Origin of the sequence: Pseudomonas sp. PS02288 (assembly GCF_029959715.1) — a bacterium.
Lineage (GTDB): Bacteria > Pseudomonadota > Gammaproteobacteria > Pseudomonadales > Pseudomonadaceae > Pseudomonas_O > Pseudomonas_O kuykendallii.
Genome location: NZ_JASCPA010000043.1, coordinates 25108 through 45138 on the forward strand (window position 1 = coordinate 25108; position 20031 = coordinate 45138).

Sequence of the window (20031 nt, forward strand, 5' to 3'; positions counted from 1 at the left end):
CGTAGCCCGATCGGACTCTGCGCAGAGACGAGATGAACGCCCGAACGCTATCGCTGACCAGCCTCGCCATGCTCGCCTTCGCCGGCAACTCACTGCTCTGCCGCCTGGCGCTCAAACACACTGCCATCGATGCTGCCAGTTTCACCGGGCTGCGCCTCCTCGCCGGCGCACTGATGCTGAGCCTGCTCCTGCAGGTACGCCGCTCGCGAGGCAAACCCCACGGTAGCTGGTCCGGCGCTGCCGCCCTGTTCACCTATGCCGCGGCGTTTTCCTTTGCCTATCTGCAACTGGACGCCGCCGTCGGCGCCCTGCTGCTGTTCGGCGCCGTGCAGTCGAGCATGCTGCTCTACGGGGTGATGCGCGGCGAACGTCTTGGCCGCTGGGCGACACTCGGCCTGCTGCTCGCGCTTGGCGGGTTGCTTGTGCTCCTGCTGCCGGGGGCCAGTGCGCCGCCCCTCGGCAGCGCGCTGCTGATGCTGCTCGCCGGCCTCGCCTGGGCGCTCTATTCGCTGCTCGGACGCGGCGTCGCCGACCCGCTCGCCGCCACCGCCGGCAATTTTCTGCGCGCCATTCCCTTCGCCGTGCTGCTCTGCCTGGCGCTCGTCACCCGGCGCGACTGGGACCTGCCCGGGGTGACCTATGCCCTGCTTTCCGGCGCGCTCGCCTCGGGCGTCGGCTACGCCATCTGGTACACCGCACTGCGCGGCCTGGGCGCGCTGCAGGCCTCGACGGTGCAACTCAGCGTACCCATCCTCGCCGCCCTGGGCGGCAGCCTGCTACTGGGCGAAACCCTGACGCTGCGCCTGCTGCTGGTGTCGATCGCGGTGCTCGGCGGCATCGCGCTGGTGCTCGGCAGCCGCACGCGCACATGAAAAGGCCCCGCAGGGGCGGGGCCCTTCGGCTGGCGCGGTCGATCAGTCCAGCTTGTCACGAGTGACGTCGCCGGTCTTGCCGTCGACGCGGAACTCGTAGACCTTGCCGTCCTGCTTCACGCCTTCTCCCTCCCAGTAACCGCCGTCGTCGGCCTCGATCTTGTGGACCTGGGTGTAACCGGCGGCCTTGGCTTTCGCCAGCGCCTGGTCGATGGTGATCCAATCGGCGCCCGGACGATCGGCCAGGGCCATTCCGGCGGTGAGTGCGGCGGCAGCTGCCAGGGTGGCAGTGAGAGTGTGCTTGAGCATGGAAAGCCTCCGTTTCCGTTATGGGGAGACACCTTGGCGGCGTCATGCAGTTGGAGGCTACTCGCGCGCCAAGGGTTCCATCCCCGTGCGATCCGCTACGCCAAGGCTGGGCATCCGCGCGCCACGACAGTAGGATACGGAGCACACCGCGACACGCCGGCGCAGGTTGGGGTGAGCACCCGTCCGGACGGTTCAGCGCATCCCCGGACAGGCCATGACTGACTCGCTCCACGACCGTCGTCCTGCCACCGGACCAAAGGCATCGACGGTCTTCGCGGCATCTTCCGGATCACGCGGTGGCCCCATGCGCTGTCGCCTTCCTGCACATCAGACACCTTGTCTCGGGGACAAATCTCGATGGAATTCCTAGTCAAAAGCGCTCGCCCGGAAACCGTAAAAACCGCCACCCTGGTGATTCCCGTCGGCGAAGGCCGCGTACTCGGCAACCTCGCCCAGGCGGTCGATACGGCGAGCGGCGGCGCCATCGCCACCCTGCTCAAGCGCGGCGACCTGGCCGGCAAGCCGGGCCAGACTTTGCTCCTGCACAGCCTGCCCAACCTCAAGGCCGAGCGCGTGCTGCTGGTCGGCTGCGGCAAGGAAAGCCCGCTTTCCGACCGCCAGTTCCGCAAGCTGGTGGGCGCTGCGCACGCGGCGCTCAAGGGCCTCGGCGGCACCGACGCGGCCTTCGCCCTGGGCGACCTCGAGGTGAAGAACCGCGACGCCTATGGCAAGGCCCGCCTGACCGTGGAAACCCTGGCCGACGGCACCTACGTGTTCGATCGCTTCAAGAGCCAGAAGGCCGAAGCGCGCCCACTGAAGAAGATCACCCTGATCACCGACAAGCCCGCCCAGGCCGAGGTCGAGCGCGGCATCCTTCACGCCCGCGCCATCGCCACCGGCATGGCCTTCACCAAGGATCTGGGCAACCTGCCGCCGAACCTGTGCACACCGAGCTTCCTGGCCGAAGAGGCCAAGGCGCTGGGCAAGACCTATCCCGGCCTGAAGGTCGAGATCCACGACGAGAAGAAGCTCAAGGCGCTGGGTATGGGTTCGTTCCTCGCCGTCGCCCAGGGCAGCGAGCAGCCCCCGCGGCTGATCGTCATGCAGTACAACGGCGGCAAGAAGGGCGAGCAGCCCTACGCGCTGGTCGGCAAGGGCATCACCTTCGACACCGGCGGCATCAGCATCAAGCCGGCCGCCGGCATGGATGAGATGAAGTACGACATGTGCGGCGCCGCCAGCGTGTTCGGCACCCTGCGCGCGGTGCTGGAACTGCAGCTGCCGATCAACCTGGTGTGCCTGCTGGCCTGCGCCGAGAACATGCCCAGCGGCCGCGCCACGCGCCCTGGCGATATCGTCACGACCATGAGCGGGCAGACCGTGGAAATCCTCAACACCGACGCCGAAGGCCGCCTGGTGTTGTGCGACACCCTCACCTACGCCGAGCGCTTCAAGCCGCAGGCGGTCATCGACCTGGCCACGCTGACCGGCGCCTGCATCGTCGCCCTGGGCAGCAACACCTCGGGCCTGATGGGCAACGACGACGCTCTGATCGAGCAGGTCCTCGACGCCGGTCGCCGCGCCGACGATCGCGCCTGGCAGCTGCCGCTGTTCGACGAATACCAGGAGCAGCTCGACAGCCCGTTCGCCGACATCGCCAACATCGGCGGGCCGAAGGCCGGCACCATCACCGCCGGCTGCTTCCTGTCGCGCTTCGCCAAGGCCTACAAGTGGGCGCACCTGGACATCGCCGGCACCGCCTGGATCAGCGGCGGCAAGGAGAAGGGCGCCACCGGCCGCCCGGTTCCGCTGCTGACGCAATACCTGCTGGATCGCACCCAGGCCTGAGTGCCTGCTGCCCGGCGCCGCGAGGCGTCGGGCAGCACGACGAGAATCCCATGCCCCAGATCGATTTCTATGTGCTCCCCACCGCCGATCCGGCGGCCCGGGTGGAGTTCGCCTGCAAGCTCAGCGAAAAGGCCTGGCGCCTCGGTCATCGCATCTACCTGCACTGCCAGAACGCCGAACAGCGCGAGGCACTGGATGCGCGGTTGTGGACGTTCAAGGGCGAGGCCTTCGTTCCGCACGGGCTGGCCGAAGACGACAGCCAGGCTCCCATCGCCCTGGGCCTGGGCGATGCGCCCGTGGCGCATTGCGATCTGCTGATCAACCTCGACCTGGCCGTGCCGGCGTTTTTCGAGCGCTTCGCCCGGGTCGCCGAGCTGGTGGTGGAAGATCCCGCCATCCGTCAGGCGGCCCGCGAGAGTTTCCGTTTCTACCGGGAGCGCGGCTATCCTCCGCAGGACCACCGCCTGCCTCGCCTTTGAAGCCATCCATGGACAGCCATCAACCTCCTCGCAAGCCCGCCCACCTGCTCGACGAACTCGAGTCGATCCGCCGCGTACTCACGCCGCCGGACCAGGAACCGCCGCTGCTGACCGATTCGCTGGATGCACCGGAGATCCCCCTGCTCAGCGAGGTCGTCGAGGAAGAACCCGAGCCGGCCCCCGTACCGCTCATGCAAGCTCCGCAGGCACCGGTCACCCCGACACCACCGGTGGTGCCGCTGGCGCAGCCGAACCTCGCCCAGACGCCCGTGCAGCAGGCCGAGATCGCCCAGAGCCTGGGCCGCCACCTCTCGCCGGGCGCCGCCGAGCTGGCGCGCCTGGACGGCGAGCTGCGGTCCGCCGCACAGCTGCTGTTGCAGGACGTGATCGATGATTTCGTGCCGCAGATCGAAGCCGAACTGCGCCGTCGCCTCGACGCCCGTCTGGATCGTCTGCTGGCGCAACGCAAGCGCTGAACGCCGCAAAAACGCGCCATCGCCGCGCAACAGTCCGCACGCGGCAGCCTGGCTCCGCGTGCCTAGGCCCTGCCCGCCATCCCCTTTATACTTGCCGGCTTTCCTGATCAGCCGCTTTCAAGAGTCCCGCACCGCATGGACAAGACCTACCAGCCGCACGCCATCGAGACTTCCTGGTACCAGACCTGGGAAGCGAACAACTATTTCGCTCCTCAGGGTGCCGGCGAGCCGTACACCATCATGATCCCGCCGCCGAACGTCACCGGCAGCCTGCACATGGGGCACGGCTTCAACAACGCGATCATGGATGCACTGATCCGCTTCCGCCGCATGCAGGGCCGCAACACCCTGTGGCAGCCGGGCACCGACCACGCCGGTATCGCCACGCAGATGCTGGTGGAGCGCCAGATCGGCGCTCAGGGCCTGTCGCGCCACGACCTCGGCCGAGAGAAGTTCCTCGACAAGGTGTGGCAGTGGAAGGCCGAGTCCGGCGGCAACATCAGCCGGCAGATCCGCCGCCTGGGTTCCTCGGTGGACTGGTCGCGCGAGCGCTTCACCATGGATGACGGCCTCTCCGAAGCGGTCAAGGAAGCCTTCGTGCGCCTGCATGAGGACGGCCTGATCTACCGCGGCAAGCGCCTGGTCAACTGGGACACCAAGCTGCACACCGCGATCTCTGACCTCGAAGTGGAAAGCCACGACGAGAAAGGCCACCTGTGGAACCTGCGCTACCCGCTGATGGACGGCGCGAAGACCGCCGATGGCAAGGACTACCTGGTCGTCGCCACCACCCGCCCGGAAACCCTGTTGGGTGACGCCGCGGTCGCGGTGAACCCGAATGACGAGCGCTATCAGCACCTGATTGGCCGTCAGGTTCAACTGCCCATCGTGAACCGCCTGATCCCGATCATCGCCGACGATTACTGCGACCCCGAGTTCGGTACCGGCTGCGTAAAAATCACCCCGGCCCACGACTTCAACGACTACGAGGTCGGCAAGCGCCATGGCCTGCCGCTGATCAACATCTTCGACAAGAACGCCGCCGTGCTGGCCAGCGCGCAGGTGTTCGACATCGACGGCAAGCCGAACACCGAGGTCGACGCGAGCCTCCCTAGCGGTTACGCGCAGATGGACCGCTTCGCCGCGCGCCGCGCGCTGGTCGCCGAGTTCGAGGCCATGGGCCTGTTGGAGAAGATCGAAGACCACGCGCTGAAAGTACCCAAGGGCGACCGCTCCGGCACCGTCATCGAACCCTGGCTGACCGATCAGTGGTACGTCTCCACCAAACCGCTGGCGGAGAAAGCCATCGCCGCGGTCGAGGGCGGCGAGATCCAGTTCGTGCCCAAGCAGTACGAGAACATGTACTTCAGCTGGATGCGCGACATCCAGGACTGGTGCATCAGCCGTCAGCTCTGGTGGGGCCACCGCATCCCGGCCTGGTACGACGAACTGGGCAACGTTTACGTCGGCCGCGACGAGATGGACGTGCGCGAGAAGCACGGGCTGGGCAGCGAGGTCCTGCTGCGCCAGGACGACGACGTCCTCGACACCTGGTTCAGCTCCGGGCTGTGGACCTTCTCGACCCTCGGCTGGCCCGAGCAGACCGACTACCTGAAGACCTTCCACCCCACCGACGTGCTGGTCACCGGCTTCGACATCATCTTCTTCTGGGTCGCCCGGATGATCATGCTGTCGACCCACCTGACCGGGCAGATCCCGTTCAAGACCGTCTACGTCCACGGCCTGGTGCGCGACGGCCAGGGCCAGAAGATGTCCAAGTCCAAGGGCAACGTGCTCGACCCGCTGGACATCGTCGACGGCATCTCGCTGGACGCGCTGCTGGAGAAACGCACCAGCGGCCTGATGCAGCCGAAGATGGCCGAGAAGATCGCCAAGCAGACCAGGGCCGAGTTCCCCGAAGGCATCGCCAGCTACGGCACCGATGCGCTGCGCTTCACCTTCTGCTCGCTGGCCTCCACCGGGCGCGACATCAAGTTCGACATGGGCCGTGTCGAGGGCTACCGCAACTTCTGCAACAAGCTGTGGAACGCGGCCAACTTCGTCATCGAGAACACCGATGGCCAGGACACCGGCGTGAATGGCGAAGCCGTGGACTTGTCCTCGGTCGACCGCTGGATCATCTCCGCGCTGCAGCGCACCGAAGCCGAAGTCACCCGCCAGCTCAACGCCTTCCGCTTCGACCTGGCCGCCCAGGCGCTCTACGAATTCGTCTGGGACGAGTACTGCGCCTGGTACCTGGAGCTGGTCAAGCCGGTGCTGTGGGACGAGAACGCGCCCCTCGAGCGCCAGCGCGGCACCCGCCGCACGCTGGTGCGCGTGCTGGAAGTGATCCTGCGTCTGGCTCATCCGTTCATGCCCTTCATCACCGAGGAAATCTGGCAGCGCATCAAGGCGCAGGCCGGCGTCAGCGGCGAGACGATCATGCTGCAACCCTGGCCAGTGGCCGACGAAAGCCGCATCGACCCTGCCGCCGAAGGCGACATCGAGTGGGTCAAGACGCTGATGCTCGGCGTGCGGCAGATCCGTGGCGAAATGAACATCTCCATGGCCAAGCGCATCGACATCATCGTCGCCAATGCCAGCGAGCAGGACCTGCGCCGGCTGAACGACAACGCGCCGTTGCTGAACAAGCTGGCCAAGCTGGAATCGGTGCGCGTGCTCGCCGCCGGCGAGGAAGCGCCGATGTCCGCCACCGCGCTGGTCGGCGACATGCAGGTGCTGGTGCCGATGGCCGGCCTGATCGACAAGGCTGCGGAACTGGCGCGCCTGGACAAGGAAATCCAACGCCTGGAGGGCGAGGTCAAGCGCATCGGCGGCAAGCTGTCCAATGCCGGCTTCGTCGACAAGGCGCCCGCCGACGTCATCGACAAGGAGCGCGCCAAACTCGCCGAAGCCGAACAGGCGCTGGCCAACCTCGCCGAACAGCGGCAGAAGATCGCCAGCCTGTAACGACGCCAAGGCCCGCACCCGCGGGCCTTGTGCATTAGGCCGGCGGCGAACCGCCTGCTCCAGAGGCATACAAGGACACTCGGAATGGACGTCAGCAAGACCAAGACCAGCTTCTACCGTCGCCTCTACGTCGCCTGGCTGATCGACAGCGGCGCGGCGACCAGCGTGCCGGCGTTGACGGAGGCTACCGGGATGCCGCGGCGCACCGCGCAGGACACCCTGGCGGCGCTGGCCGACCTGGATATCGAGTGCGTCTTCGAGCAGCAGGAAGGCGAGCGCAACAACGCCGGGCGCTACGCGATTCGTGACTGGGGCGCCATTGACAAGGCCTGGATCGAGCGGCACCTGCCGATGATCAAAGCGGTCCTGGAGTACCCGTGAGCCCCTCGCCGCCCGCCATTCGAACGTCCGACGATGAATAAGGAACTGCTGCTGGTCCTCGCCCTGCTCGTCCTGTGCATCACGCTGTTCGTGCGCAACCGGCCGCGGGTGGACGTGGTCGCGCTGCTGATGATCGTCGCCCTGCCGCTCGCCGGAATTCTCGAATTGCACGAAGTGCTCGCCGGGTTCAGCGACCCCAGCGTGCTGCTGATCGCCGCGCTGTTCGTCATCGGCGACGGCCTGGTGCGCACCGGCATCGCCTATCGCCTCGGCGACTGGCTGGTGCACCGTGCCGGCAGCAGCGAGACGCGCCTGCTGGTGCTGTTGATGCTGATGGTCGCCGGGCTCGGCTCGGTGATGAGTTCCACCGGTGTGGTGGCGATCTTCATCCCGGTTGTTCTCGGCGTCGCCGCGCGGATGCGCGTGGCGGCCAGCCGCCTGTTGATGCCGCTGGCGTTCGCCGGGCTGATCAGCGGCATGCTGACGCTGGTCGCCACGCCGCCGAACATGGTGGTGCACGCCGAGCTGGTGCGCGAGGGACAGGCCGGCTTCGGCTTCTTCGCCTTCGCCCCTATCGGCCTGACGATACTCGCCCTGGGCATCGGCTACCTGCTGCTGGCGCGGCGCTGGCTGGGCAGTCGCGAAGCGGAGAACGGCGAGCAGGACGCCCGGCGCACCCTCGCCGACCTGGCGCAGAGCTATCGCCTGAGCGAACGCGAGCGGCGCCTGCGCGTGCGCGCCGACTCGCGGCTGGCCAACCAGGCGCTGAACGAGCTGGAGCTGCGCCAGCAGTACGGCATCAACGTGATCGCGGTCGAGCGCCAGCACAAGTTCCGCAGCCTGCTGCTGATGGCCACCGGCAACACCGAACTGCTGCCCGGCGACATCCTGCTGATCGACCTGGCCAGCCCGGCCATCGCCCTGCTCGGCGCCTACGACGAACTGGGCCTGGAGCCGCTGCCGTTGCAGACCTCCTACTACAGCATCCACTCCCATGTGCTCGGACTGGCCGAAGTGGCGCTGCCGCCGGATTCCGAGCTGCCGGGCAAGACCATCCAGGAACTGGGTTTCCGCAGCCGCCACAAGCTCAACGTGGTCGGCCTGCGGCGCAACCGCGAGGCGCTCGACGGCCTGCTGGTGGACGAGAAGCTGAAGACCGGCGACATCCTGCTGGTGGCCGGCGCCTGGAAGGGAATCCATCGGTTGCAGAGCCTGGGGCGGGATTTCCTCGTGCTTAGCCTGCCGGCGGAAGTGGACGAAGTGGCGCCGGCCGCGCGCAAGGCGCCGCACGCGCTGCTGGCGTTGGCGGTGATGGTGGCGCTGATGGTCAGCGGGCTGGTGCCGAACGTGATCGCCGCGCTGATCGGCTGCCTGCTGATGGGCGCGTTCCGCTGCATCGACATGGACAGCGCCTACAAGGCGATCCACTGGCAGAGCCTGCTGCTGATCGTCGGCATGCTGCCCTTCGCCCTGGCGCTGCAGAAAACCGGCGGCATCGAGCTGGCGGTGAACGGCCTGGTTGGCGCGCTGGGCGACGCCGGCCCGCGCGCGCTGCTCGCCGGGCTGTTCGTAGTCACCGCGCTGATCGGCCTGTTCATCTCCAACACCGCCACCGCGGTGCTGATGGCGCCGGTCGCGCTGAGCACCGCCGAACGCCTCGGCGCCTCGCCCTACCCGTTCGCCATGATCGTCGCACTGGCGGCGTCGGCGGCGTTCATGACGCCGATCTCCTCGCCGGTGAACACCCTGGTGCTGGGGCCGGGGCATTACCGCTTCGGCGATTTCGTCCGCGTCGGCGTGCCCTTCACCCTGCTGGTGATGGCGGTCAGCGTGGCGATGGTGCCCTGGCTGTTTCCGTTCTAGCGCGGTGACGGTGCGCGCGGCGCACCCTACGCAGGGCGGCGTGATGGCGATGCGGTGATACAGCGCGGCCGGCGCGGCTTGTGGGACAATGCCCCGCCGCGCCAACCGATAACCCGCCATGCCGAACAAGCCCGCCGCCAAGCCCCTGCTGCACCCGCGCAACCGCCACCAGGGTCGCTATGACTTTCCAAAGCTGATCGCCAGCAGCCCGGAGCTGGCGGCCTTCGTCATCCTCAATCCGTACGGCAAGCAGAGCATCGACTTCGCCAACCCGGAGGCGGTGAAGGTGTTCAACCGGGCGCTGCTCAAGCAGCTTTACGGCATCGCCCACTGGGATATCCCGCCCGGCTACCTGTGCCCGCCGATTCCCGGCCGCGCCGACTACCTGCACGGCCTCGCCGACCTGCTCGCCGCCGACAACGGCGGTGAAATCCCGCGCGGCGCCGGGGTGCGTGTGCTGGACATCGGCTGCGGCGCCAACTGCATTTACCCGCTGCTCGGCCACGCCGACTACGGCTGGCGGTTCCTCGGCTCGGACATCGACCGCGTGGCGCTGAAGGCGGCCGAGGTGATCCTGCGCAGCAATCGCCTGGACAAGGCCATCGCGCTGCGCCTGCAGGAACGCCCGGAACAGATTCTCCAGGGCCTGCTGCACGCCGACGAGCGCTTCGACCTGACGCTGTGCAACCCGCCGTTCCATGCCTCGCGCGACGAGGCCACGCGCGGCAGCCAGCGCAAATGGCGCAACCTCGGCAAGCTCGACCCGAGCCGCCAGCTGCCGACGCTGAACTTCGGCGGGCAGAGCAACGAGCTGTACTGCGAGGGCGGCGAGGTGGCCTTCGTCAGCCGGCTGATCGCCGAGAGCGCCGCCTGCGCCGGCCAGGTGCTGTGGTTCAGCACGCTGGTGTCCAAGGCGTCCAACCTGCCGGCGGTGAGCGCCGCGCTGAAACGGGCCGGCGTGCGCCAGCAACGCACGGTGGAGATGGCGCAGGGCCAGAAGCAGAGCCGCTTCGTCGCCTGGACCTTCCAGGATGAGGCGCAACGGCAGGCGTGGCACGACGCACGCGGGCAAGGTGGACGGTCGTCGGCAGACTGAGCCGCTGCGGTGAATCATCCGCGCGGCGCGTATCCAATGAGGGTGTTCCTCGAAAAATGGAGTACGCATGACTACCGCATTCATCGGCCTGGACTACATCGTCGACATCACCCATCCCAGCGGCAGGATGGCCGCCGCCGCGCAGCAGGTCATCGACCGCGAGGTGATCGCCAAGGCCAACCACGCGCTGGCCATCGCACGGCGCAAGGGCTGGCTCTCGGTGCTGGTCAAGGTCGGCTTCGACAAGGGGTATCCGAACCTGCCCAGGCATTCCCGGCTGTTCGGCAAGGCGAAGGAAATGGGCGTGCTGGAGATCGGCTCGCCAGGCACCGAATTCCACCCAGTGCTGGAATCCGCGCTGGCCGACATGGTGCTGGTCAAACCTCGCGTCAACGCCTTCCACGGCACCGGCCTGGAGCCGGCCCTGCGCGCCCGCGGCGTTACCCGCGTGGTGCTCGCCGGGGTGAGCACGGCGATGGCGATCCAGAGCGCCGCCCGCGATGCCCACGATCGCGACTTCGAGGTGCTGATCCTCGAGGAAGCCTGCGCCGCCGCGACCCTGGCCGACCACGTCGACTCGATCCGCCTGCTCGGCAGCATCGCCAGCACGGTCACCCTGGAGCAACTGGCGCAGCTGGATTGAGCCAGGCCGGGCGCGGCTGTGAAACACTAGGGGCTGTCGAGCGTTCATCGCGAGCCACGTTGCCGCGAACCAAACCTCGACGGCCCCCAGCCACCCTTCAGCCAAAGTCGCGTCCTCCATGAAGCCCAGCGTCGCCCCTGCCGTTCCGCGAACCCGCCTGCCCCGCGCCGCCACCCTGCTCGGCTATGCCGGTCGCGCTTTGTCGCTGGTGTGGAGCACCTCGCGACCACTGACCCTCGGCCTGATGGCGGCGACGCTGGTGGCCGGCGTGTTGCCGGCGCTGGCCGCCTGGCTGGGCAAGCAGATCGTCGATGCGGTGGTGGCGGCGATGGAACTGCATCGCGTGCAGGGCGAGGCGCCGTTGTGGCCGGTGCTGCGCTACCTGCTGATGGAGGCCGGCGTGGTCGCCGCCATCGCCGCGGCGCAACGCGGATTGTCGGTGCAACAGTCCCTGCTGCGCGCGCTGCTCGGGCAGAAGGTCAACCTGCTGATCCTGGAGAAGGCGCAGCGCCTGTCGCTGGCGCAATTCGAGGACTCCGAGTTCTACGACAAGATGCTGCGCGCGCGCCGTGACGCCTCGGTGCGGCCGCTGGCGCTGGTCAACAAGACCTTCGCCCTGGCGCAGAACGCGCTGTCGCTGATCAGCTTCGGCGTGCTGCTGGTCGGCTTCTCGCCCTGGGCGCTGCTGATCCTGCTGGCCGGCGCGCTGCCGGTGTTCTTCGCCGAAGCGAAGTTTTCCGGCGATGCCTTCCGCCTGTTCAGCTGGCGCTCGCCGGAATCACGCATGCAGAACTACCTGGAGACGCTGCTGGCGCGCGAGGACAGCGTCAAGGAAGTGAAGCTGTTCGGTCTCGCCCCGCTGCTGCTGCAGCGCTACCGGGAGATCTTCGCCAGGCTCTACGCCGAGGACCGCGCGCTGACCCTGCGCCGCGACGGCTGGGGTTTCGGCCTCGGCCTGCTGGGCACGCTGGCGTTCTACGGCGCCTACGCCTGGGTGGTGCTGGACACCGTGGGCGGGCGCCTGAGCCTGGGCGACATGACCATGTATCTGCTGCTGTTCCGCCAGGGCCAGGCCGCCGTGGCGAGCAGCCTGTCCGCCATCGGCGGGATGTACGAGGACAACCTCTACCTGTCCAACCTCTACGACTACCTGGAACAGCCGGTCGCCGAGGAACGCGGCACGTTGCATGCCGGCGTGCTGCCGGGCGACGGCCTGCGCTTCGAGGGTGTCGGCTTCCAGTACCCGGGCGCCAGCCGGCCGGCGCTGCAGGGCATCGACCTGCACCTGGAGCCCGGCCACAGCCTGGCGCTGGTCGGCCAGAACGGTTCCGGCAAGACCACGCTGATCAAGCTGCTGACGCGCCTGTATGCGCCCAGCGAGGGGCGCGTGCTGCTCGACGGCAGCGATCTGCAGGAGTGGAATGCCGAGGCGTTGCGGCGGCGGATCGGGGTGATCTTCCAGGACTTCACCCGCTACCAGCTGAGCGTCGGCGAGAACCTGGGCGTCGGCGACGTGGAGGCCTTCGACGATCCGGAGCGCTGGCGCGAAGCCGCCGAACGCGGCATGGCCAGCGACTTCATCGACGACCTCGACCAGGGCTACGCGACCCAGCTCGGCCGCTGGTTCCGCGACGGCCAGGAGCTCTCCGGCGGGCAGTGGCAGAAGATCGCCCTGTCGCGCTCGTGGATGCGCCGCTCGGCGGACATCCTGGTGCTCGACGAACCCACCGCCGCGATGGACGCCGCCGCCGAAGCCGAGGTGTTCGCACGCTTCCGCGAACACGCCGCGGGCAAGATGACCATCCTCATCTCGCACCGCTTCTCCACGGTGCGCAGCGCCGAGCAAATCATCGTGCTCGAACACGGGCGCATCCTCGAACAGGGTAGCCACGCGCAGCTGCTCGCCGCCGAAGGCCAGTACGCGCAGTTGTTCCGGCTGCAGGCCGAGGGGTATCTGTAGGGGCGGCTCGCTGCACTGCATCGCGTGGGCTGAAGCCCACCCTACGGCGGGCGCGCACGCCGCTCCCCATTCATGGGAGAGGGACTGGGTGAGAGGGAAGGCAACGCCCTGGTAGACGGAAAAAGCCCGCTCGATGCGGGCTTTTTCAGCCGTCCACCGAATCCCGCCTACGGGTAATTGCGCTTCTCCGGCGCCGGCGGGAAGTATTGGTAGAGCCAGGTCTCGCTGAGCACCTGCCTGTCGCTCGCGCGGCGGATGAAGGCGCGAAATTCCACGGGGTCGACGCTGTCGTTGGTGGGGAACCAGTCGAACAGCGCGCGGAAGCCCTTCACCTCCGGATGCAGCGCAAGGATGTGGAAGTCCTTCGCCTCGCCGTTGGATGCGGTGACCACCAGCTCGATGCCCTCGCTGGGGGCCATGGCGTGCAGCGGGCCGCCGGTGAAGTCGATGGCGAAGCGCCGCGCCCAGACCTCCGGGTAATGCTCGCCCGGCGCCCAGCCCTCGATGAAACCGCCCATCCCGGAGCGCGTGGCGAGCACCCTCGCCAGCGACGGCTGCACCGGCGGCAGCGCGGCCCAGTAGAGCTTGTACGCGTAGTTCAGCGAGGTGCCGGCGGTGATCGCGCGCTTGGGATTCCAGAACACCACGATGTTGTCCAGCGTCTCGCCGGTGGTCGGCAGCTCCATCAGGTCGACGCTGCCCTCGCCCCAGTCGTTGGTCGGCTCCACCCACAGGCTCGGCCGGCGGCTGTACCAGTCCACGGTGTCCTGGTAGGTGGCGAAGTCGTGGTCGCTCTGCACCAGGCCGAAGCCCTTCGGGTTGTTGTCGGCGAAGGCGTTGAACTGGATGCGCTCGGGGTTGTTCAGCGGGCGGCAGACCCACTCGCCATTGCCTCGCCACATCGACAGCCGGTCGGAATCGTGGATGTTCGGGTGGATGGTGTCGCACATGCGCCGCTCGTGGCCGCCGCAGCTGAACATGCTGGTCATCGGCGTGATGCCGAGCTGCCTGATCGCCTGGCGCGCGTTGACGTGCGCGTCGATGGACATCACCACCTGGTCCGGCTGGCAGTCGATGTCGAAGCGGTAGGCGCCGGTGGCGCTGGGCGAATCGAGCAGCGCGTAGAGCACGAAGCGGGTGCTGTCCTTGTCCGGCGTCTCGAACCAGAACTCGACGAAATTGGGGAATTCCTCGGGGCCGCCGGCGTAGGTGTTGATCGCCAGGCCGCGCGCCGAGAGGCCGTACTGGCCGGTCTTGTCCACCGCGCGGAAGTAGCTGGCGCCGAGGAAGGAGACGATGTCGTACTTGGCGATGTTCGGCTGCTTGAACGCCTTGAACCCGGAGAAGCCAAGGTCGCCCTTGAGCTGGGCGACATCGACGCCGCTGCTGGCGTAGTTGAACAGTTCCGGGCGGAAGTGCACTTCGCGCGACAGGCGCGTGGTCGGGTCGATGCTGTGCATGCGCACCGGCTGGCGGAACGCCATGCCGACGTGGAAGAACTGCACGTCGAGCTGGCCTTCGAGGTCCTTCCACAGCGAATGCTCGGGGTCGTACTGAATGGCGTTGAACTGCTGCGGGGTCATCTTCGCCAGGGTCGGCGGCAGCGTCTCGCGGGTATCCACATAGGGCTTACCGGCGAGCGCCTTGGCCTGCGCCTGCAGGCGCTTGAAGTCGAAGGGTTCGGCGGCGCCGTTGGCGGTGTCGGCGAGCACGCGGGCGGCGAAGAAACCGGACGCCGGCAGGCCGGTCAGGGCGGCCAGCGCCATGGACGCTTTCAACAGATTTCGTCTTTGCATGGATCACTTCACGACGGAGGTTCTGGGAACCGCGCACCCGCGAGGCGGCGGCAGGGGTAAACGTGGCAATGGACGCCATAACGCGGCGACAGTTCGGCAATGATGCCTGCAACGGCCGCCGTTGAGCGCTCGCGGCCCCTAAAAACGCGGGCGGTCCGCGGAGCGAATTCTTTACCGGCTGTTACGGCGTCGCCGGCACCCGGGGTTCGACGGCGAAGCGCTTCTCCAGGCTGCTGTAGCCCATGCCGTGGCCCTTGCTGACCTTGAGCTGCACCGGAATGCGCTCCTTCAGCGCCTCGACGTGGCTGATGATGCCGATCATCTTGCCGCTGGCGTTCAGGCTGTCCAGCGCGTCGAGGGCGATGTCCAGGGTTTCGCCGTCCAGCGTGCCGAAGCCTTCGTCGAGGAACAGCGAGTCGATGCTGGTCTTGTGGCTGACCAGGTCGGACAGCGCCAGGGCAAGCGCCAGGCTGACCAGGAAGCTCTCGCCGCCGGACAGCGTGCGCGTGTCACGGGCGACATCCGCCTGCCAGGTGTCGATCACCTCCAGTTCCAGTTCGCCGACCGATTTGCGCGCCAGCAGGTAGCGCCCATGCAGGCGTTCCAGCTGACGATTGGCGAGGTGCACCAGGTGGTCGAGGGTCAGGCCCTGGGCGAACTTGCGGTACTTGGCGCCGTCCGCCGACCCGATCAGGCCGTTGAGGTGCTGCCAGAGCTGGTGCTCGCCCTCCTGCGCAGCGATCGTGGTGAACAGCGCCTGCTGGCTCTGCCGACGCTGTTCGTCGCCCTGCAGTTGCGCGCGGATCTCGCCCTGGCGCTGGGTCAGGCTGCGCAGCGCGGCGCCCAGCTCGGCCAGGCGCGCATCCAGTTGCGCGGCGTCCGCGTCGGTCCTGGGTGCGGCGCGCAGGTCGGCCAGCGCCTGTTCGGCCGACGCTCGCAATGCCTGCGCCTGGGCCAGCCCGGTGTGCAGGCGCTCCCTGGCGTCCTGCAGGGTGGCACGCTGCGCCTCGTCCAGGCAGGCCTCGAGAAACGCCTCGGTGTCGGCGAACGGGCTGTCTTCCAGCGCCACGTGCCAGGCCTGCTCGGCCTCGGCGAACCTGGCCTGGTCCTGCGCCAGGCGCTGCTCCAGGCTGTGATGGGTGCCCTGCAATTCGGCGCTGCGCTGCTGCGCGCCGGCGAGCTGCGACTCCGCCTCGCCTATCGCGGCCTCCAGATCGGCCGGCGGCGCGTCCTCGGGCAGATCCGCGTGCTGCGCCGCCTGCCAGCGCTGCAGCCACTTGCCGGCCAGCTCGCGGGCATGGGCGGCGGCGTGCTCCAGCGTTGTCTGCTGTTCGCGCAACGCCTGCAGCCGCGCCTGCGCCTGCTGCCAGGCCTGGGCATCGGCTTCGCGCTCGCGCAGCCAGGCGGCGCCATCGGTCGGCAGCGCGTAACCGAGGGTTTGCAGCTCGCCAGCCAGCCTCTCGTCCGCTTGCGCCTGCTGCGCGTGCAGCTTGCTCAACTGGCGGCCCAGCTCGTCCAGCGCGGTTTGCCGGGCGAGCTGGTCGCGTTGCGCCAGGGCCAGCGCCTGCGCGGCGTCCGCTTCGCCCTGCTGGGCCCGCTGCAGTTCGAGGCGGGCGCTCTCCAGCTGCTGCTTCAGGCCATCCAGCGCTTCCAGCCGACGCTGCACCTCGGCCAGCGCCGCAACCTGATGGGCCTGCGCCCCGGCGATGGCCGAGGACTCGCCGGGTTCCAGCGCCAGGGTTTCGCACTGCTGCTGCCAGGCCTGGTCCAGCGACAGCCGCTGCTCCTCGCCGGACACCAGCAGCTCGCCGGCCTGGCGGCGTTGCTCGTCCAGTGCCGAGGCCTGCCGGCTGAGTTCCTGACCGCGCTCGCCCAGGGCCTCCAGCTCCGCCTCCTTCGCCGCCAGGGCGCGGGCGGTCTCCGAGACGTCCAGTGCCTGATACGCGGCGATCGCCGGATGCTCGCGGGCGCCGCACAGCGGGCAGGCATCGCCGGGCTGCAACTGCGCGCGATGGGTTTCCAGCGCCTTGATGCGCTCTTCCTGGGCGAGCAGCGTCTTCTTGTCCTGTACCTGCTGCTTGAGGTCGCGGTAACGCTCGCGCAGCGCCGCGACTTCTGCGTTCTTCTCGTCCTGCTGACGCTGCCGCGCGGCCAGCGTGACGCGCGCCTGCTCGACCTGGCCGGCCAGTTGCGTGCGCCGCTCGCCGAGCTGGCGCAGCTGTTCCAGGGCACTGCCGCGGGCCAGCAGGCGCTGCCAGTCGGCGCGCCACTCGGCCTCGCTGCGGCCGTCGAGGGTCGACTGCCAATCCCGCTGCGGCGCCTCCAGCGCCTGCCGCGCCGCCTGCAGATGTGCCTGCGCCCTCTGCAGGTGCTGCTGCCGGTCGGCGACCTCGGCGCCCAGCGCGTGCAACTGGCGGGCGGCGTCCTGCTGGCGCGCCTGCGCCTCGGCGATTTCCTGCTGACAGGTGCTGCGTGCCTCGAACCGGCTGCGCCAGCCGCTCAGTTGCTCGGCCAGGGCTGCATGCGGCGCGCGCTCGCTCAAATCGGCGTCCAGACTTCGCCGCTGCTCGACCACGGCCGACAAAGCCTCGCCGCGCTCGCCCGCCAGCCGCGCGGAGAAACGCTGCGCCTGCCAGAGCTGACGCACGGCTTCGGCGGACACCGCCGCCTGTTCGTCGAGGACCGCCTGCAACGACCGCCGGGTGTCCTGCAGCGCCTGCTCCGCTTCCAGGCGATGCCCCTGCACCGGCAGCAGCCGCGCCGCCGGCTCGCTGTCGGCGAGGCGTTGCAGATCGCCCGCCGCCGCGTCCAGCGCCTGTCGCGCCCGGTCTTCGCCGGCCAGCGCGTCCTGCTGGCGCGCCTCGGCCTTGCCCAGCTCATCGAGCCAGTGGCGTTCGCCCTGGGCGCTGGCGAGTTGCCGGTGCAACGTCGCCTCCTCGCCTGCCAGGCGCGCGGCCTCTTCGGCCAATCCGGCACGCTGCGGCTCGTCGAGCAACTCGACGCCCTCGGCGCGCGCGCGGAGCTGCTCCAGCGTCGCCTTGACCTCATTGGTGCGCTGGAACACCCGCTGCGACAGCTGCCCGTAGATGTCGGTGCCGGTCAGCTCCTCCAGCAGCTCGGCGCGCTTGTTCGCAGAAGTCTCGAGAAAGGCAGCGAAACCGCCCTGGGCCAGCAGCATCGACTTGGTGAAACGCTCGAAATCCAGCCCGGTCAGGCGCTCCACCTCGCGCGGCTTCTCGCTCAGCTTGTCGCTGATGATCTGCCCGTCCAGCCGCGCCAGCTCGGCACGCGGCGCCTGCAACGCGCCGTCGGCCTTGTCGCGCGCCCGGCGCTGGCTCCAGAACGCCCGGTAGCCCTGCCCCTTCACCTCGAACTCGACCTCGGCCAGGCAATCGGCGCAGTGCCGCGTCATCAGCTCGTTGCTGCTCGCCGACAGCGCATTCATCCGCGGCGTGCGGTGGTAAAGCGCCAGGCAGATGGCATCGAGCAAGGTGGTCTTGCCCGCCCCGGTCGGCCCGGTGATGGCGAACAACCCGTTGTCGCGGAACGGCTCTGCGGTGAAGTCGATCTTCCACTCGCCCTTGAGCGAGTTGAGGTTCTTCAGGCGCAGCGAGAGGATTTTCATGGCGGGAGCTGATCAGGTCGGGGTTGGCATTCTAACGGCAGCGCGGAGCCCCTGCCGACCGGGCGTGACAAGTCTCGTAGGGTGGGTTAGCGGCATCGCTCGATAGCCCCTGACGACCCGAGGCCGAAAGCCGCGTAACCCACCGGGCGGAGTCCGGCATGTCACCCCCTGGCGGGTTACGCCGCGCGCCGGCTTCCGCGCCTGCCCCACCCCTCGCCCGGCGCGGCTAACCCACCCTACGTGGGTGTGCTCCAGTTCCGTAGGGTGGGCAACGCTTCACCTGCCCACCGGGCGGTTCATCGCCCGACACTATTCCCCGTCCTGCAACTCGCCGAGCACCTGCCGGTGTAGATCGTGGAGACGCTGCTGGAGGGCGTCGTCGAGGGTTTCGCTGGCGAGGCGACGGGCGAAGACGTCGTGCGGGGTGAGCTCGTCGAGGGTTTCGCGGGATTCACCAACCAATCTGGCTCCGATCGAATCCCGCGCACCGCGCACACAAAAAAGATCAACCGGTAGCCCCTCGCATAGCGAGGCCACTTGGGCCCAAAGGTCACTGCGGTAATCGCTTGCGGTTACCGTTACATCCAGCCACACCGGCAACGTCGCGCTGCCCTCGCGCGCCGCGTCGGCGATCGCTCCCTTGAGTTCCGCCAGCGAGCCGCGCAGCGAGGCCAGCGGCTGGAAGCGCGGCACCGGCAGCGGCGTCACGGCGCGCAGGCCGTCGCTGTCGAGGTCCACCAGCAGCACCTGTTTTTCCTGCCGCGCTTCGTCGAAGGCCAGCGGGATCGGCGAGCCGCAGTAGCGGATGTGCTCCAGGCCGCCGACCTTCTGCGGCCGGTGGATGTGCCCAAGGGCGATGTAGGCCGCCGCCGGGAAGGCGTTGGTGGGAAAGGCCTCCAGCGCGCCGACGTAGATTTCCCGCACCGAATCGCTGGCACTGGCACCCACGGTGGTGAGGTGGCCGCTGGCGATGATCGGCAATGCGCCACCGAGTTCGGCGCGGCGCCGCTCGGCCAGCGCGAAGAGTTCCCGGTAGTGCCCGGCGATGGCTTCCTGCAGCGAGCGTTGCTTGTCCTCGGCGCTCTGCCCCGCTTCGCTGCGGAGCAGGTCGCGCGGGCGGAGGAACGGGATCGCGCAGAGCAGCGCGCCCGGCGAGCCGTCGCGCTTGTCGAGCACCAGCAACTGGTCTTCCGGGTTTTCCGCCACCGCCGGGACCACCCGCGCGCCGAGCCGGCCGAGCAGGCTGCGCGACTCGCCGAGGGTCGCCACCGAGTCATGATTGCCACCGAGCACGACCAGTTGCGCACCGCTGTCGCGCAGGTCGACGACGAAGCGGTTGTACTGCTCGCGGGCGTAGCTGGGCGGCGCGCCGGTATCGAAGATGTCGCCGGCGATCAGCACCACGTCCACCGCCTGCTCGCGCACTTGGCCGATCAGCCAGTCGCAGAACGCCTGGTGCTCGGCCTGGCGGGTCTTGCCCATGAAGTGCTGGCCGAGGTGCCAATCGGAGGTGTGCAGCAGGCGCAGGCCGTCGAAGGGCGCGGCGGCCAGCGAAGTATCGAACAGGGAGAGGGTTTCCATCGTGGTGCCCTTGCTGGCGGGCTCGTTTGCCGAGCCCGCCGGGAGGATCACAGGCCGCGGTTGAGCCCGGTGTTTTCCGCAGCACCGCTGTGCACGTTCATGCACTGCACGGCGGCGCCGGCAGCGCCCTTG

At 68.5% G+C, this 20031-nt stretch carries 14 protein-coding genes; 10 read left to right on the forward strand and 4 right to left on the reverse strand.

Going from position 1 to position 20031, the window contains the following annotated elements:
* Positions 1 to 32 precede the first annotated feature (32 nt).
* On the forward strand, positions 33 to 872 hold the full coding sequence (locus QMX85_RS16465; protein ID WP_282342608.1) for a DMT family transporter: 840 nt from the start codon (positions 33 to 35) through the stop codon (positions 870 to 872).
* A 42-nt stretch (positions 873 to 914) separates the two neighbouring features.
* On the opposite strand, the gene QMX85_RS16470 is transcribed toward QMX85_RS16465, so the two are convergent.
* Positions 915 to 1181 (reverse strand): PepSY domain-containing protein, encoded by a 267-nt coding sequence (locus tag QMX85_RS16470; protein WP_273232131.1) that lies wholly within the window; start codon positions 1179 to 1181, stop codon positions 915 to 917.
* A gap of 357 nt (positions 1182 to 1538) precedes the next feature.
* Between QMX85_RS16470 and QMX85_RS16475 the strand changes: the two genes are divergently transcribed.
* The 9 genes from QMX85_RS16475 (at position 1539) to QMX85_RS16515 (ending at position 12897) form a co-directional block, all read left to right on the forward strand.
* Positions 1539 to 3029: a leucyl aminopeptidase gene (locus tag QMX85_RS16475; RefSeq protein WP_282342611.1), complete on the forward strand. Its 1491-nt coding sequence runs from the start codon at positions 1539 to 1541 to the stop codon at positions 3027 to 3029.
* 50 nt (positions 3030 to 3079) lie between these two features.
* Positions 3080 to 3508, forward strand: coding sequence for a DNA polymerase III subunit chi (locus QMX85_RS16480; RefSeq protein WP_090227056.1), 429 nt, complete (start codon positions 3080 to 3082; stop codon positions 3506 to 3508).
* A gap of 8 nt (positions 3509 to 3516) precedes the next feature.
* Positions 3517 to 3984, forward strand: coding sequence for a DNA polymerase III subunit chi (locus tag QMX85_RS16485; RefSeq protein WP_282342613.1), 468 nt, complete (start codon positions 3517 to 3519; stop codon positions 3982 to 3984).
* 135 nt (positions 3985 to 4119) lie between these two features.
* The gene (locus QMX85_RS16490) at positions 4120 to 6954 is read left to right on the forward strand and encodes a valine--tRNA ligase (RefSeq protein ID WP_282342614.1); all 2835 of its coding nucleotides are present in this window, start codon (positions 4120 to 4122) and stop codon (positions 6952 to 6954) included.
* A gap of 84 nt (positions 6955 to 7038) precedes the next feature.
* Positions 7039 to 7335, forward strand: a complete 297-nt coding sequence (locus QMX85_RS16495; RefSeq protein ID WP_282342615.1) for a winged helix-turn-helix domain-containing protein — start codon at positions 7039 to 7041, stop codon at positions 7333 to 7335.
* Between the two features lie 33 nt (positions 7336 to 7368).
* Positions 7369 to 9198 carry an SLC13 family permease gene (locus QMX85_RS16500; protein ID WP_282342618.1) on the forward strand — a complete coding sequence of 610 codons (1830 nt, stop codon included), beginning with the start codon at positions 7369 to 7371 and terminating at the stop codon, positions 9196 to 9198.
* A 118-nt stretch (positions 9199 to 9316) separates the two neighbouring features.
* Positions 9317 to 10294 (forward strand): 23S rRNA (adenine(1618)-N(6))-methyltransferase RlmF, encoded by a 978-nt coding sequence (rlmF, locus tag QMX85_RS16505; RefSeq protein ID WP_282342620.1) that lies wholly within the window; start codon positions 9317 to 9319, stop codon positions 10292 to 10294.
* Between the two features lie 67 nt (positions 10295 to 10361).
* Entirely contained in the window at positions 10362 to 10937 is a 576-nt protein-coding gene (locus tag QMX85_RS16510) for an isochorismatase family cysteine hydrolase (RefSeq protein WP_282342622.1), read from the forward strand.
* Between the two features lie 118 nt (positions 10938 to 11055).
* Positions 11056 to 12897: an ABC transporter ATP-binding protein gene (locus QMX85_RS16515; protein WP_282342624.1), complete on the forward strand. Its 1842-nt coding sequence runs from the start codon at positions 11056 to 11058 to the stop codon at positions 12895 to 12897.
* Positions 12898 to 13064: 167 nt separating this feature from the next.
* Here the strand turns inward: QMX85_RS16515 and QMX85_RS16520 are convergent, their stop codons facing one another.
* From QMX85_RS16520 to sbcD, 3 genes are all read right to left on the reverse strand, one after another.
* Entirely contained in the window at positions 13065 to 14693 is a 1629-nt protein-coding gene (locus QMX85_RS16520) for a glucan biosynthesis protein D (RefSeq protein ID WP_282342625.1), read from the reverse strand.
* Positions 14694 to 14874: 181 nt separating this feature from the next.
* The gene (locus QMX85_RS16525) at positions 14875 to 18318 is read right to left on the reverse strand and encodes an AAA family ATPase (protein ID WP_282342626.1); all 3444 of its coding nucleotides are present in this window, start codon (positions 18316 to 18318) and stop codon (positions 14875 to 14877) included.
* Between the two features lie 309 nt (positions 18319 to 18627).
* Positions 18628 to 19845 carry an exonuclease subunit SbcD gene (gene sbcD / locus QMX85_RS16530; protein WP_282342632.1) on the reverse strand — a complete coding sequence of 406 codons (1218 nt, stop codon included), beginning with the start codon at positions 19843 to 19845 and terminating at the stop codon, positions 18628 to 18630.
* Positions 19846 to 20031: the final 186 nt, after the last annotated feature.